Here is a 14,345-nt window from a genome sequence, read left to right as displayed (position 1 = left end):
TGGGCTGGGCTGGGCTGGGCTGGGCTGGGCTGGGCTGGGCAGTGAGTATCCAAACGCTGTGGGGCTAGGCAAGCGCACCGTAACCGGCGTATGCCGGCCCACAAGAACGACAAACGCAGACACAGACGCGGCGCCCCACACGCCGCGTCCCCCTTAGACGGCCTCCCCGCCCAGGCGACGGGAAAACCCGCCGCGATTACTGCTGTGATTGGTTCAACTTACCTTGACGCTCCATCATCACCTGAACACGCTTCTCGAAGTTCTGGTTTACCTGTTGCTTCTGCGCCGGCGTCAGCAAGCTATAAATCTGGTGCTCCATTTTCATCCGCTCTACGGCGACATCGTTGCGCACCTTATTGTTGGCCTCGATATGGGCGCGCGCCGCCGCCTCGTCAAACTTATCACTGGTGATCAGCTGCTGCATCTGCTTGAAGTTATCCATCATCTGTGGCATCGGATGAGCCTTATGGAACTGCTGGCGGATGTCGCGGATCTGCTGACGCTGTTCCGGCGTCAACTGGATGCCGGCCAACATCCCCATTCCCCCGTGACGGTTGCCCTTCTTCTGCATCATGCCATTCTGATGGTTCATATCCGGGTGATGCATCATCCCCATACCGTTACCATTACCGTTGCCGTTCGCCACAGGGGCCGCCGTCGTCTCAGCGGCATTCGCGGCGCCAACGCCCAGGGCCAAGGTGGAAGCCAAAATCATAGCGGTCAGTTTACGCATTAGGAGTTCCTCAATATCAATTTATCTGTTGTGGTTTAGGCTGGCGTTCCGCTAGGTGTCAGGACGTCTCGCCAACATCAATCATCCTGCACGCCTTGCTCGATGAGTCCATGAGCGCCAGCGACATTCACGAACCCGCGTGGGCGATGACTTCATCGTGTGTCTGGTAATCAATATAGCTGAAAAGAATTCAATTAATTACATGCAGTGTAAATAACTGAAAGCGGGAATAGGCCGAAACGCGTAATTATGGATAAATTATGGAGAGGCAAGACTAAATGCGCCAATTGTGAATAAATTATGGAGAAACAGCCGAGATAAATATACCCGAGATAATTAAATAGGAAAAGGATTAATTAATCCACAGTCAAAATAGCCGTTCGTTTGACACACTCGGCTAATCGAAAAGTACGCCTTATCGTCAATTAATGACGCAATAATGAGATCCACTATAAGGCGATAATGCATCCTAAATAGCGGCGCGGAATAGTAGATCACCTACTCAGCCCGGATGGTACGAGCTGATCAATCGCCAAACCAATCAAAACCACCAACCGGACTGAGCGATGCCGATCATAGCACCAATTTCCCGAACTGAACGACGCCTGATGCAGAAAACTATCATCCATAAAGCGCGTGACAAAAATCATGCCCACAGGCTGACCGCCATGCTGATGCTGCCTCGGGGCGACCGCATCAGCGACGTTGCCAGAACGCTCTACTGCGTCCACTCATCGGGGGGACGTGGGATTAACGGGTGTTAGCGCTCTCCCAGGCTGGCGCTGCGTGTGCGGTGCCCAATATGCCGATGGCACTTAATGCGAGAGCAATAAAGGTCTTGTTCATCATTGTTCCTCATATTGACAAAATGGCTGGCGCCAAGGGAGACGCCAGTACGAGTTAACGCAAAATAAATCAATAGTAAAAATGGGCCGGGCATCGCGCATAATGGCGAGGCGGATGGCTGCTCAGCTCAACAGCTCTTGACCGACAATACTCAAGGTCTGCATTTTCTCTATCCCCAGCACATCCAGTAAGCGGCCGCGGTGGTAATAGTCACTCTTGGCCATTCTGCGCAGCGGCGTGTTCTCCCGGTATTGCTGTAGTAATTGCCGCCGGCTGCCGCCCTGCTTAACGTTCAGCAGGCGGAACGGGCTCTGCGGCTCGCGCGGGAGCGCCAAGGCGTCCCGGCATAACGTCAGGAGCTGGCTTATCAGTTCCGCCCTCGGCAGGTGACCGGAAATCACCGGACATGTGCCGTCAAAGACCCGTAAGGTGCCGAGGCTCGGCGGAACCAACACCACCATGCGGCAAGGCAGTCGGCGGCGGCAGTGGCGGATATAGCGCACATGACGTCCCCAGCCCAATAAAGGCTCGGCGCTCAGCGCCAATACAAACACATCGTCGGGGCTGAAGGTCTTGACCGCCACCTCGTCAAAAACCGGGTAACCGGCCTCTTGCAGCAGGTAGCGGAGCCCATTCAGTTCATAAAAGCAGGTACCTGACAGAATAAATCGTTCCATTTCATCTCTTACCGACTTTGCTTACCTCGAGGGAGGGCGACTCACGCACACCTGCCTCACCATGTTTACCGGGCGCACGACGCGTCAGCCCGGCGGTGTCGTTAGGGATAGTCGATACTCACCGGCAAAGAGACCTGCCAGTGCGCCGGGATAGCGCCGTTTAAGCGCAGCTCGCCACTGCCCGCAACCAGCCGGGCGCCATAGACCCCCTCGACCTGGTGCAAGGCGGTATTACGGAACTGGCTCAGTCCGGCTACGCCAGGGAGGCGTAGCGTGGCTAACCAGGCCGGCCCCTCGCCCGCAAACATCGCCTGTAAATGGGCGGCGGTTTGTTCGCGCGGCAGCATCGCGCCGGCCGGCGGTAGGCCGTTGCCGCGCAAGTCGTTATATAGCGCCTGGTTGAGCGCGGCGTCGGCGTGGGACGCGGACGACGTCGTCGCCCCGCCGGTCGGTGTAGCGCTCGGTGCGGCAGGCTGGCTACGCAGCAGGGCGGCCGCCTCAATGCGGAACACCAGTTGCCCGGGGTGGCTGCGGTTATCGCCGGTAAGCGGCAGCACGACCTCCGCCTGTCCGGGCGCGGTCCATTGCAGGGAAAAACCGGCTATCCCCTTGCCGTAGGTCACATCCGGTGCCAGCCCAACCCCGCCCGCGGGGGCGGGGGCACGGGTCTTCCCCAAAAGCAGGGTTAACGCCGGCAGGGGAACCGGGATAATCTGTTGGCCATTGCGCGACCACTGCGCCCGGCGCGGCGCATGCAGCTCATGGCTGCCGCCGCCGATTTTCCATAACCAGGGGTTCCGGGTATGGGTGACCGGGCCCCCCAGGGTCAGGGTGCCGCTAAAGTCTTTACCCGGGGTGCTCCAGGCCAAGACCCCCATAGGCAGCAGGCTGGCGGCCAGTAATAAACCCGTAATACCTTTCATTGACGCTCTCCTTCTCTCCGCCTCACTGCACCGTCACGCTGACGTTCAACCCCGTCTGCCACTGCGAGGGGGTACCAGTGGCCGGTAAGGTCAACTCAAACGCCGACAGCGCGGAGGCATAGGCGGCGGCTAACCGGGTCACACGCCCGTCAGCCAAGACCCCCTGGTTAATCACCTGACCATTCCCGACCGCGCTCATCCCCTGGCCAAAGCCCTGGTTCATCAGCAACAGGGCCGACAACTGGTTGCGTATCCCGGCGGGCAAGGTGGCGGGTTGTACCGCGCTGACGCTCTGCCCGCTGACCAAGGTCATCCCGCTGGGCACGGCGACGCCCGCCAGCTGGCGCGCTGCGCTGACCGCCATGGCCTGATCCAGGGTGAAGCTGAGGCGGCCGACGGCCTTACCGCTCGCCGGGTCATAGACCGGGACGGCGGCACGAAAATGCTGGGCGTGACTATTGCCGCCCGCCAGCGGGGTGAGCGGTTGACCGCCGCTGCTGAAGGTAATCAGCGGGGTTAAGCCCGGACCACCGCGCTGGGCGACCTCATGCAGATAGCCTTCAAGGTAGGGTAAGGCGCCCTTATCGCTTAAATCGAAGCGCAGCATCCCGTTTGTCAGTTGGGCCTCGGCGCTGTCTACCGGCCACGACTGCGCCGATGAACTGACCTGCCAGGTCCATTTGGGGGCGGTATCGGTGACAAAGCCATGAAACTGGACCTCACCGCCATCGAGGAGGTCAGCCTGGGTATGGCTGGCATAAAACAGGCCCAGCGCCAGCACGGCGGCGGACAGCAGGGTTTTGGGGTAAGTGAACATAGGGTGATGCATCCTGTTTTATCTCCTTAGGTAACTCGCGCGGTTCATCGGGCCTGAAAATGGGGGTAACCCCACGGCTTACCCCGCCATGGGGTTACCCGGTCATTAACGGCGATGGCGCGGTTAGGCCGGTCATTAGCCATGACGTGATTCGTCATTAGCCCGATGCGTATTTTCACGAACGATAACCGCCCGTTATGGCGCACCCGCATAACGCCGCCAAGGGGAAGCTATTCCCCCACAACGGCGTGCTGGATTGCGGCCTATTCCCCGACAGGAATTAAGCAACGCGGGAAAATAGGCCGCCAGCGCCCCGCCTCCCCCGGCATCGCCTTACTGGCGCGGGGTAGCGGTACGGGTTTAATGGCTCATGTCTCACCACACACGTTTAACCGTATGCGTTTAATCACGCGCGTTTAGTCACGTGCGTTTAATCACGGGGTTAGTTGTATGACACTTCAATCTGCAACGGCGCTTTCCACTCCGTGGTGGCGGTGGGTTTGCTGGTAAAGGTCAGCTCAATGTTTTGGCCTTTTTCAATGCCCAGCGCATAAGCGGCAGCGAAAACTTCAGTTGTGCCATTATGCTGGGTATTTTCTTGAACCGCAGTAGTTGTATTACTCACGGTTGGGTTTGTGAGACCTGTGAGTGCTGTGGTTATTTGACTGACCAGGTCGGATTGAGCTGGACCAGAGAATTTTGCAATTAAATTTTGTGCAGCGCTGGAGCTAGCAAGCACCTCATTTTGAGCAGCAGGTAGGCCGCCGAAAAAAATGCCGCTAGTCGCCCCTGCTGAATAGAGTGATTGAACTGTTACAGGCCCAGTCGCTGAGGTGAATATTCCATCTAGGCTAACCCCAGCATATTTTACCGTGAATTTTGCTGTTCCTAATTGAGTTGCCGTGGCACCCGTACTCCCATTTTGCATCAACGGAATGGTGATGGTTCCCTGGCCTGGGGTTGCGCTCGGTGTGAGATGTGCACTTTGGCTATTTGCACCTTTAAAGGAAATCTGCGGAATAGCGCCAACTCCGCTGGCGAGAGGAGAGCCAAAGGCCTTTTTTGTCATGCCTAATAGGATAGGCGCATCAGCCGCCACTGCAACTGGCATTGTATAGACACCATTGGTATCAGAAATATCACTTAGTTTATTGTTAAACCCACTTAAATTACCCCCTACGGCCCATTGCCACTCACCATTGAAATGGTTAGCGCTGTAGAAGGTGCCGCCGAGGCTAAATGCATTGGGTCGATTAATCTCACCAGGTGTCCAAGTAAGATTTTGAGCAGCCGCATACGCCCCGCTGGAAACGCCCGTTGCGGCCAATGCCAGTGCAATCAATGTTTTTTTCATACCATGCTCCCAATAAAATGGAGGAATAAAAAGTTCAGCTGCATAAGAACAGCCCGTCACTATCCGAGATAGGCTCGAATCCTAAATTTAAGGTGTAGAATCCCTAGGTTGATGCGTAGCGCTCAACCTGTTTTCTAGCCGGTTAATAAACGCGGTTTGGTATTAAACATATGTCACTTGTATCCCCAGTGAGGCTGTCCACGGAGTTGTGCTCGTAGGTGCTTTTCCCTGCTCAAATGTCACATCAATGGTTTGGTTGGGTTGAAAACCCAAGGCGTAGGTGGCGGCGACTTTAAAACCAGCGACCAGAAACTCATAATTAGAGCTGTCCTCGGTTATTGTCGTAAATTGTTGTATATCCAGTTGCTTTAAAAGTTCTTGCTTAGATAACCCACCGAATTTTTCAGTCATTGCGACCGCTGCACTTCCAGATCTAAATTCAGAAGCGCCAACATTAGTCGGCAAACCACCAAGAAAAATAGCATTATTATCCTTTGCGAAAAGTGAATACATAATGCTTTTATTAGTTTTTAGATCGACCTCACCCGCCACACCCACATAAGTTAGATGTAATCGCGCAGTACCAATCTTGCTTGAGGTGTTTGCATCCTTTACAGTAATATCAAGATATGCTTTCCCCTTCGCTTCCCACTCTTCCCCCTCTCCTGTTAACTTCACAGATCTCCCATCACTAGTAAAAGCAATATGTGGCGTAGATCCAACACCAAGGTTATCCGTTTCTGGAAACGGTGACTGAATGGCCTTTCTCGTCCTACCCACCAAAATCGGCGTGAGCGTCGGGACGGTGATGGTTACCTTATTTCCATTAGTAGTCGTGGCCTGACTTAACGCACCTTGCAGTCCCTGCAAGCCTGTGCCTACGGCCCATTCCCAATCATTCATAAACTCTTTACCAACCACTGTCCCACTGGCGGTGAAAGTTTTATTGAATTGTGTGGTGCCATCTTCCCAAGTTGGTGCCGCCGCATTAGCAACTCCGGCCACACTCATGGCTACAAACATTGATAAAAAACGTAATCTCATACTAGCCCCCCTTTTTTTAGTGTGATTAAACATAGGTAACTTGGATGCCCAACGAAGCCTCATGGCTACAAGCATTGATAAAAAACGTAATCTCATGCTAGGCACCCTTTTGTTTTTTGTGATTAAACATAGGTGACCTGGATGCCCAACGAAGCCGTCCATTGAGTTGTGGTTGAGGGTTTTCTCCCGGCATCAAAAGTCACTTCGATAGTATTTCCGGCTTTAAAGCCCAGGACATATGAGGCTGATACTTTCTCTCCACTATCGTAAGCCATGTTTTCGTCGTAACAGCCACCGTATTGGGGAGCAAGAGTGTTTGCCCCAACTTGTATTTTCATCTCGTCCGGAGATAAACCGCCAAAACTCATGACAGTAGTGGCAGTCTCAGTAACATTTTTGGACACGACCAAGCCGCTAACTGGCAGTCCGCCACGAAAAATACTGTTATCATGAGGGCCATAAAGCACTTTCTGCTGAGCCGCGAGACCACTTTTCCCCACCACTTCTATACCCGCGGTAATCACATTTAATTTGGCCGTACCAATTTTAGTATTGCCTGCATCTTTCACATCAATAGTGATAGATGCAGGCGCACCCGTATACGCTGGATCGGCCAAACTCACTGTTTGATCATCATTTTTAAAAACAATATGAGGAATTGCACCAACACCACCTTGTGTAAATGTCTCAGGTACCGCAAACGCTTCTGCCGTCTTGCCTACCAATATAGGCGTGTCCTGTGGAATGGTGATGGTTACCTTATTTCCATTGCTAGCTTGAGCTTGGCTCAAGGCACCTTGCAAATTAGGCAACCCTGGCCCCACAGCCCATTGCCATTTTTGCGAGAATTCTTTTCCCAGCACCGTTCCACTGGCGGTGAAGGTTTTATTGAATTGTGTGGTGCCATCTTCCCAAGTTGGTGCCGCCGCATTAGCAATGCCCGATACCCCGGCAGCGGTTACCAAGGCGAGCGCCTTTAACGTCGTCTTCATCATTAGATCCTTATTGCTTACGTATTACTGCTTTCTGTCTTACACGAATTAGTTATAGGTGACGCTGATCCGCAGCGACGCCGTCCATGCCGTTGTCTGGGCCGGGCGCCGATTAAAGGTCACGTCTACCGTTTGCCCCGCCTTAAACCCCAGGGCATAGGCCGCCGAAAAGACGGTGCCATTGCTGTAGTTGGTGTATTCAACCCAAGAACTCGTAGCCGGGGTGAGTGCGGTGATATTGCTATTTACCGCCTGTATTTGCCCAAGCAGAGCCGATAAGTTGGGGCCGCCTAATGCGCTTATCTGGCTAACGGCGTTCGCTCCGTTCTGGATTTCGGCACCACTAACGTTAATCGGTAAAGCCCCAAAAAAAGCCATAGCCTGATTCATCGCATACAGTGAGAACACCTTGCCATTACTCCCGCTGGCTCCGCCCTGCGCCGATGCGCCCACATAAGTCAGATTCAGTCTGGCTGTGCCTATTGGGGTATTATTGGCTGGGTCTTTAACGGGCAGCACAATATAAGCAAGGCCATTATCATGGGCGCGGGGATAGCCATCACCGCCCTCCGCGCAACGCAGTTCGACTTTCTTGCCATCGCCATCACTGAAGCTAATCAAGGGGATCGAACCCACACCTCCACGCTTTGGTGCGGCAAACGCTTCAAGCGTCTTACCCAGTAACAGGGGCGTATTCTGGCTTACCGCCAGGCGTGCCGTGCGGCTTGCCGGGTCAATCGCATTCAGTGGGCTACTCAGATGGTTTAGCCCAGAGCCCACGGCCCAGGCCCACTTTTGGGTGTAGGTTGTGCTGTACAGGTCGCCGCCTAACCCCAGTGCGCCACCGTTGCTCCCCGCCTGCCACGCCTCGGCCTGGACCGGCGGCGAAAACACGGGGGTGAGCAACAGTGCGGCCCTGATTGCGCTTTTCATTACGACGACGTTCATCACGGTTATCCTCATCGTTTAAAAAAGGGGGCGTCCTTTCACCCCAATGCACGCCCGCGTTTCCCCACAGGCTTCCCTGGTGTTATGGCTTGCTCCGAGCACCACCCCTGGTGTGCGATGGCATTTACCCCATTAGTCCGCCAGGCCATCCTCCACCGCCAGGCCGACCTGGACCGGGCCGCGGTAGTTCGCCGGCACCGCCAGTTCGACCGGCGCATCGCTGCGGAGCACCACCTGTTGCGCCGCTGCCGGCACGCTGAGTAGCACCTCATCGCCGCGCTGGGTCGCCGCCAGGGCTAGCGCCTTGCCATCGACGTACAGCCCCACCTTGAGCGTCAGCTGTGCCTCTTCCCCCCCGCGGGGCAGCAGTTGCCGAACCGTCAGGTAGACGCGCCCGCCGTCGCCCGGCCGTAGCGTGGCGTGGCGGATAAGCAGTTGCCTCGGCAGGCCGGCGGGGGCCTGCGCCCGGTACAGTATGGGCTCGCCCAGGGTGCGTTTGACCGTCACCCGGCTGTTGCCTTGTACCTGGCCATTCACCACCCCCAGGTATTGCTCATGTTCGCTGGCCGGGGCGGCCGACGCGCCGCCGCTCGCCAGCAGCAGTAGCGCCAGCAGAGCGCCGTAAGCGCGGCTCTGCGGCCGGTGGGAACGGGGTTGCAGCGTCATGGGTGCCTTTCCTTCTGTGATGACTGTTAGCGCGGTCAATACCGTTGCCCTATTGGGGTTAATCATGCGCGTTACCTACGTCTGCGTTAGGCGTTACGCTGCCCCTGGGCCAGAGGCGCCACCTGGCCGGCCATCGCCGTCGCCGGGCGGGATGAACCCTGTGCGGGGCGCGGCGCACCCTCACTCGCTGCCATCGCACCCTCACTCGCTGCCGGGCGCCCACCCTCGCTTACTGTCTGGCTCGCACTTGCTGCCTGGCTCTCACTTGCCGCCTGGCTCGCGCGCGGCCAGGTGGCCTTGTCCTTCTGGTTTATCCGCCAGGTTTGCAGCTCGCCGTAGTCGTTGAGGGATTCCACCTGCACCACGTTGCCTTTCACCACCACCGAGTCGCCCGGCATAAACATCAACAGCTTCTGTGCCGATGCGCTGTCTAGTGTGACCTTGCGTCCCTGGGCGTCCAGCAGGCCGCCTATCGCGTAGATATACGGGGTGGTGTTGACCAGCAGGGTTTTACCGTCCGGCCGGGTCTGTAAGCTAATGCCCCCTTCGGCCCCTTTACGCCCGGCGAGCAACGCCTTCGGGCGGTAGAACAGCTTCAGGCGGGTGCGCAGGGCGATGGCGATGACGCTGCCCTCCAACGCCGGCGGGATATCTTGCAGGTTCAGCCAGTACACCGACTCCCGATCTTGCGGCATATGGTCTGCGGCGACGATGATGCGCAGCGTCTGCTGGCCCTGGGGCTTCACCTTGAAGAACGAGGGCGTCACCACCAACGTCGGGCGGGTGTCTTTCTCCACGATGTTGTCCACCCAGGCCTGGCCACCAAAGGTGCGCGTCTTGTCGTTGTTGGTCACCGTGACGGTCAACGCCTCTTTGTCACCGCGGAAGATATAGCGGGTCTGGTCGGCCGCCAGGGAGGCCCAGGCGCTCTGGGCACCCAGCAGTAATGCCAGCCCCAGTCCCAGCGTCCGGCTGGTGCGGTGATTGAAAAAAGCGTGAGCACACTGGCTACGCAGGGTTGTCTGGATACGCTTAGTCACACGTTATCTCCTGTAGTTTGTCTGTCGCTTGCAATTTGCCCGCGGCTATCCGGCAATGGCCGAGCGTGATAGCGCCCGGGGCATCGACCGCGTTAATCATCAGTACGCCGTTGTTGGCCACAAAGCCCAGCGGCGTCCCCTTGCTGCTGCGCGCCCAGGTTCCGCCCGGCACAAACCGGCCGTCCCGTGTCCTGACCTGGAGCAGGTAGCGTTGCACCTTCAGTACCTCGAAGGGCATCCACACCACGGCGCCGTGGGTGGGGACGACACGCTGACTGGTCGTCCCTAATTCAGTATCGAGCGGCAAGGTGCCGGCCTCCACCGTGACGGTGTTCCAGTCGTAGCTGTTTAGCGGCACCACCAGGTTGCCGTCGCTGTCCGTCACGCCACTGCCGCTGCTCACTTTCACTCCGGGCGTGCCGGCCACATTCACCACCGCCACCGTGTCGCTCGCCGTACGGCTCAACAGGACGCTGTGCGCCGCCGGCAGCGCCAGCACCGAGCCGCTGGCGGAGAGCGAGCCGCTGACCCCACCGTTGCCGGACTGGTTCAGGGCGCCGCTGAGGTAGGCGCGGTCGCCCTGGTAGGCGGCGTTCACATAACTGTTGAGGCTGCCATCCGCCCCGCGTCCGCCGCCCAGACCATAACTGACACGGTCATTCAGGGAGCCCGACACCCCGCTGCTGATACCCACCCCGCCCCCCTGGGTGGTGTTGAACGAGGTGCTGGTGCTGTACGGGCGGCCAAACAGGGTAAAGGGGAAGGGAATGGAGACCGAGGCCGATACCGACCAGTTGTTCTCCCCCTGGGCGTTACGCGCCCCGGAGACCCCCAGGTTCAGGCTGACCCGGGAGACCTGGGCGCTCAGCGAGCCGCTCAGGCCGCGCTCCTGGCTTCCATCCCCAGCGCCGTTATCCTCATCGTCCATCTGGCAAAACAGGGTGTTGTTGGCGTTACACCCCAGGCTCCCCGCCGGGTAGTAGTTCCGCTGCCAGGCCGACAGCGAGAGACTGAACAGCCCCCCGACCGGCTGGCTGACACCCGCGTTCCACTCCGTACGAATGCGCCGCCCCAGGGTGGCTTCTCGCCACCCCTGGCTGGGGTCGAAGCCCGACAAGTCGTTAAAGCCCTTGTCTTGGCGCGACCAGCTCAGCCGCAAGCCGGTGCCGGTCAGGGATATCTGTTTGCTCCAGCCAAGTTGCAGCTTGCTGCCCGTCAGGCGCCTGTCGCGGTAACGCGCCCAGGCATAGGCGCCATCGGCCGACATGGCACCCAGCTCACCTAGGCCCAGCACGGCACCGGCGCTCACCCCTTGCCAGTCCAGGTTAACCACCCCGCCGCTGCGCAAGGTCAGCCCATTCAGGCCGTAGCCGTAGGAGGCGGCGACCACGCCCCGTCGCAGGTGGCTGCCCTCATCGGGCACCCCGGCGGCCAGGTTGAACTCATGTTGGCCCGGGCTGAGCTGGCTGCTCATCACCGACAGCGGAAAACGCTGCGTCTGCTGCACCCGGCCATCCTCCCCGGTGACCGTCATCAGCACATCCCCGCTGCTGTAGAGCGCCACATCGGTGATGGCGAAGGGGCCGGCCGGTACCAGCTCGGAATAGAGCAGGCGGCCGTTCTGCGTCAGGGTGACGCGCGCCGGCCCATTGGCGCTGCCGCTGAACACCGGGGTATAGCCCAGGCTGCCCGGCTTCATGCTGTTGTTGCGCGACAGGGAGACCCCATAGGTCCCGCTGCTGCCCAGCAGGCTGTCGCCTGTGGAGGTCTTGCCCAGGGAGAGGTCGGCGCTCAGGGCGCGGATAGCCCGGCTGGCGGTAAACATGCTGGCCGAGAAGGCGCTCCCCCCACCGTCGCCGCCGCCCAGCCCCGAGCTGACCGTCGCCGAGGAGTTCACCACCCAATGGCCGACGTTCGCCTTCAGGTCGCTCGAGCCAAACAGGGCGGTTGACCCCTGGCCGCTGTTGGCGTTCAGGTTGTAGTTGACGCGCAACGCGCTGGCGCCGTAATTCCAGTCCACCGTCTCCGGCGCTTTCGCCAACCCCTTTTGCGGAATGGCAAGGGACAGGCTCTGCGCCGACACATCAAAGTCCACCGTCACCGACGGGGCTTTCGCCAATACATAACACTGGCGGGCGGCGTCATAGCCGCTCTGAAAGTAGTCCGTGTTGAGGTACACCCCGGCGCGGGCGAGCCAGGCCGCCGACAGGCACAAGGCCTCGCTGTCCTGCGGGGTGACGTCCAGCACCTGCTTGCCCGCCTCTTTGCCATTCACGCTCAGGGCGACCAGGTAGCGTCCCGGCAGGTACTTGCCGTTCAGGGCATCCCAGACCTCGGGCGACAGGCCGGCTCCGCCCTGGATAAAGGACATATCCAGCTTCTCGCCCGCCTGAGCCCCCGTACCGCCCAGCGCGGCGGCTATCGCCAGCGCCACGGCGCCACGGCGCCCTATCCCGCTCTTCATCACTTCACGCCTCACTGATTACTGGTAACTGACCACAAAGGTCAGCGCCCCGCTGTACTCCCCGCCGACCACCGCCACCGGAAAGTGCGGCTGGGCCTGGAAGCTAAACTGGCCGCGGGCGGCGAAATCCACCGGGTAGTTCACCTGATGGGCCGACAGCGTCAGCGGGCCGCGGTAATCGGCTTGGGCATCGCGCGCCTGCACCACAATGCGGATACCGTCGCCCGCCCCGTGGGTGACGACCCCGCCGGCGTCCAATTGTCCCGGGTTGCCAAAGTCCAGGGTGGCGAGGCGCCCGGCCCGAAACGCGGAGCATCCCGGTAGCGAGGCGCCGCGCTCATACAGCCGCACCGTAAAGGTCTGGGGCGGCACCGCCGCCCGGGTGGATTTGCGGTAGGTGCCGAACACCAGGCGGTTGCCGCCGCCCGGCACCTCGACCGCCACATGGCAGGCCGAGGCCACCAGGTCGGCGCGAAAGAGCGTGCGCTGAACGTTGGCGTGAGCGCACCCTGCTCCGGCTAATAGCAGAAGCATCAATAAAGCGTTTTTTTTCATGGGTTATACCGCCGCGTTATTTCGCGTTGCTGTATTCCTGCTGGTAATAAGGCGCCAATTTAGCGACTAAATGGCTGGTATGAAAAAGTCGGCCCATGCAGGTACTTAAATAGCCATTATTCACACCGTGGCGTTCACACACCGCCTTACGGGAATGGCCGTACAGCAGGTAATCCCGCAATGCCAGCACAATCCGTTCGCTGTGCATTGGCGATATTTCGATTAATAACCAGAACTGCTCTTCGGTCATATTGTCCGGCATTAGCGCGCGATAACGCGCCTCAAAAAGTCCCTGTTTCATTTCCGGGTTAGTCGCAGGGGTAGTCATACCCATAACACCTCCCATCCCCGAGGGATACGTTGAACTCAGTAGGCAAAGATATGCTGACGTCTCGTCTGATATGTCTTATCGCGGACTATTCCAATCAAACATATGCGCCATGAAAAATATATTGCCCGATCTTTTATGTTGCATAAATGACATATAGATAGCATATCAATCTATATATAAAACATTATACGGATATCCATGCTAAAATAGGTGCTTGGTGTAGATCAAAAGATCGTCCGTATGGCCTTTAACGAAATATTCGTTTATTTTTATCGCTGAAAAATAGTGCTTTTAGATCAACACGAAAACAGAAAAACCATAAAAAACAAAATAATAGAAATTCTCTAAAAATAGAAAGAGAAAAGCTAAACAGCAATATTACTTAATTACTAATAAAGATTAGCGATAACTGAAAAACTAATAACCATGGAGATTAAATAATGAAAAAGACAGCCTCAATTGAGATAAAAAAAGCGATATTGGCATACCTGGAAAATCACCATGCAGCGCGCACGGCATCCATTGCGGAAGAGATAAAACTAACGGATTACCAGGCGCGGCATCATTTGCAGCAATTGGAGCTCACGGGGAAGGTTAAGCGCACGCCTTTACAGCGGGGCGTAAAAACCTGTTGGCAGATAAATCGGGAATAACCTATTTGAGGTAAAAAATTAAAATAATTGGGGAATGTTTTTCGTTATATATTCGGATCAATACTAAAACAGAGTTCGGCCCTACTGGCCGTGACACCGCCAGTATAGGACACCATGTCGCCAGACGCGCCGTGATCAATCGATTCAGTGACTTTTTACTCCCATGCGTCTCGGCAAGCCCGCATAAGAACAATGCGGATACACCGCATGCAACGCCGTTAGCTGTAGGATATTCAACCCATCTCACTCAGTCGATGAAAATTAACCCTAACCAGCGGTGCAGGTTTATCCGCTGTCGATAC

At 57.3% G+C, this 14,345-nt stretch carries 13 protein-coding genes and 2 pseudogenes; 2 read left to right on the top strand and 13 right to left on the bottom strand.

Going from position 1 to position 14,345, the window contains the following annotated elements; translation table 11 throughout:
* Positions 1 to 196: 196 nt before the first annotated feature.
* The gene (locus tag EHO01S_RS16455; protein WP_024524977.1) at positions 197 to 733 is read right to left on the bottom strand and encodes a Spy/CpxP family protein refolding chaperone; all 537 of its coding nucleotides are present in this window, start codon (positions 731 to 733) and stop codon (positions 197 to 199) included.
* Between the two features lie 566 nt (positions 734 to 1,299).
* Here EHO01S_RS16455 and EHO01S_RS18585 point away from each other — a divergent pair.
* Positions 1,300 to 1,488 (top strand): annotated as a pseudogene (locus tag EHO01S_RS18585) (IS630 family transposase); the annotation flags it as partial.
* Between the two features lie 213 nt (positions 1,489 to 1,701).
* Here the strand turns inward: EHO01S_RS18585 and EHO01S_RS17990 are convergent.
* From EHO01S_RS17990 to EHO01S_RS16395, 12 genes and pseudogenes are all read right to left on the bottom strand, one after another.
* A complete protein-coding gene (locus tag EHO01S_RS17990; protein ID WP_024524976.1) occupies positions 1,702 to 2,256 on the bottom strand; it encodes a hypothetical protein in 555 nt (184 codons plus the stop codon).
* A 101-nt stretch (positions 2,257 to 2,357) separates the two neighbouring features.
* On the bottom strand, positions 2,358 to 3,179 hold the full coding sequence (locus tag EHO01S_RS16445; RefSeq protein ID WP_024524975.1) for a F4 family fimbrial subunit: 822 nt from the start codon (positions 3,177 to 3,179) through the stop codon (positions 2,358 to 2,360).
* A 22-nt stretch (positions 3,180 to 3,201) separates the two neighbouring features.
* Positions 3,202 to 4,008: a F4 family fimbrial subunit gene (locus EHO01S_RS16440; RefSeq protein ID WP_024524974.1), complete on the bottom strand. Its 807-nt coding sequence runs from the start codon at positions 4,006 to 4,008 to the stop codon at positions 3,202 to 3,204.
* Positions 4,009 to 4,438: 430 nt separating this feature from the next.
* Complete coding sequence (locus tag EHO01S_RS16435) at positions 4,439 to 5,350, bottom strand: F4 family fimbrial subunit (RefSeq protein WP_024524973.1); 912 nt, start codon at positions 5,348 to 5,350, stop codon at positions 4,439 to 4,441.
* A 162-nt stretch (positions 5,351 to 5,512) separates the two neighbouring features.
* On the bottom strand, positions 5,513 to 6,394 hold the full coding sequence (locus EHO01S_RS17985) for a F4 family fimbrial subunit (protein WP_162147381.1): 882 nt from the start codon (positions 6,392 to 6,394) through the stop codon (positions 5,513 to 5,515).
* A 122-nt stretch (positions 6,395 to 6,516) separates the two neighbouring features.
* Positions 6,517 to 7,386: a F4 family fimbrial subunit gene (locus EHO01S_RS16425; protein WP_024524971.1), complete on the bottom strand. Its 870-nt coding sequence runs from the start codon at positions 7,384 to 7,386 to the stop codon at positions 6,517 to 6,519.
* A gap of 48 nt (positions 7,387 to 7,434) precedes the next feature.
* Entirely contained in the window at positions 7,435 to 8,334 is a 900-nt protein-coding gene (locus EHO01S_RS16420) for a F4 family fimbrial subunit (RefSeq protein WP_024524970.1), read from the bottom strand.
* 132 nt (positions 8,335 to 8,466) lie between these two features.
* Positions 8,467 to 9,000: a DUF5462 family protein gene (locus EHO01S_RS16415; RefSeq protein WP_024524969.1), complete on the bottom strand. Its 534-nt coding sequence runs from the start codon at positions 8,998 to 9,000 to the stop codon at positions 8,467 to 8,469.
* Between the two features lie 236 nt (positions 9,001 to 9,236).
* A pseudogene (locus tag EHO01S_RS17760) lies at positions 9,237 to 10,016 on the bottom strand (fimbria/pilus periplasmic chaperone); the annotation flags it as partial.
* Between the two features lie 16 nt (positions 10,017 to 10,032).
* Positions 10,033 to 12,504: a PefC/AfrB family outer membrane usher protein gene (pefC, locus tag EHO01S_RS16405; protein WP_024524967.1), complete on the bottom strand. Its 2,472-nt coding sequence runs from the start codon at positions 12,502 to 12,504 to the stop codon at positions 10,033 to 10,035.
* A gap of 18 nt (positions 12,505 to 12,522) precedes the next feature.
* Entirely contained in the window at positions 12,523 to 13,059 is a 537-nt protein-coding gene (locus tag EHO01S_RS16400; protein ID WP_024524966.1) for a fimbrial protein, read from the bottom strand.
* Positions 13,060 to 13,075: 16 nt separating this feature from the next.
* Positions 13,076 to 13,393: an adhesin biosynthesis transcription regulatory family protein gene (locus tag EHO01S_RS16395; RefSeq protein ID WP_024524965.1), complete on the bottom strand. Its 318-nt coding sequence runs from the start codon at positions 13,391 to 13,393 to the stop codon at positions 13,076 to 13,078.
* 437 nt (positions 13,394 to 13,830) lie between these two features.
* On the opposite strand from EHO01S_RS16395, the gene EHO01S_RS16390 reads away from it, so the two are divergent.
* Complete coding sequence (locus EHO01S_RS16390; RefSeq protein WP_035370844.1) at positions 13,831 to 14,043, top strand: FaeA/PapI family transcriptional regulator; 213 nt, start codon at positions 13,831 to 13,833, stop codon at positions 14,041 to 14,043.
* Positions 14,044 to 14,345: the final 302 nt, after the last annotated feature.

The sequence above is a fragment of the Edwardsiella hoshinae NBRC 105699 = ATCC 33379 genome, assembly GCF_000474215.1.
GTDB classification, from domain to species: domain Bacteria; phylum Pseudomonadota; class Gammaproteobacteria; order Enterobacterales; family Enterobacteriaceae; genus Edwardsiella; species Edwardsiella hoshinae.
This window is presented reverse-complemented; position numbering and strand designations above follow the sequence as displayed.

Excerpts from the sequence above, each read along its gene's own strand:
- EHO01S_RS16440 (WP_024524974.1), bottom strand. The coding sequence starts at position 4,008 with ATGCATCACCCTATGTTCACTTACCCCAAAACCCTGCTGTCCGCCGCC.
- EHO01S_RS16445 (WP_024524975.1), bottom strand. The coding sequence starts at position 3,179 with ATGAAAGGTATTACGGGTTTATTACTGGCCGCCAGCCTGCTGCCTATG.
- EHO01S_RS16435 (WP_024524973.1), bottom strand. The coding sequence starts at position 5,350 with ATGAAAAAAACATTGATTGCACTGGCATTGGCCGCAACGGGCGTTTCC.
- EHO01S_RS16425 (WP_024524971.1), bottom strand. The coding sequence starts at position 7,386 with ATGAAGACGACGTTAAAGGCGCTCGCCTTGGTAACCGCTGCCGGGGTA.
- EHO01S_RS16420 (WP_024524970.1), bottom strand. The coding sequence starts at position 8,334 with ATGAACGTCGTCGTAATGAAAAGCGCAATCAGGGCCGCACTGTTGCTC.
- EHO01S_RS16400 (WP_024524966.1), bottom strand. The coding sequence starts at position 13,059 with ATGAAAAAAAACGCTTTATTGATGCTTCTGCTATTAGCCGGAGCAGGG.
- EHO01S_RS16390 (WP_035370844.1), top strand. The coding sequence starts at position 13,831 with ATGAAAAAGACAGCCTCAATTGAGATAAAAAAAGCGATATTGGCATAC.
- pefC (WP_024524967.1), bottom strand. The coding sequence starts at position 12,504 with ATGAAGAGCGGGATAGGGCGCCGTGGCGCCGTGGCGCTGGCGATAGCC.
- EHO01S_RS17990 (WP_024524976.1), bottom strand. The coding sequence starts at position 2,256 with ATGGAACGATTTATTCTGTCAGGTACCTGCTTTTATGAACTGAATGGG.
- EHO01S_RS17985 (WP_162147381.1), bottom strand. The coding sequence starts at position 6,394 with ATGAGATTACGTTTTTTATCAATGTTTGTAGCCATGAGTGTGGCCGGA.
- EHO01S_RS16415 (WP_024524969.1), bottom strand. The coding sequence starts at position 9,000 with ATGACGCTGCAACCCCGTTCCCACCGGCCGCAGAGCCGCGCTTACGGC.
- EHO01S_RS16395 (WP_024524965.1), bottom strand. The coding sequence starts at position 13,393 with ATGGGTATGACTACCCCTGCGACTAACCCGGAAATGAAACAGGGACTT.
- EHO01S_RS16455 (WP_024524977.1), bottom strand. The coding sequence starts at position 733 with ATGCGTAAACTGACCGCTATGATTTTGGCTTCCACCTTGGCCCTGGGC.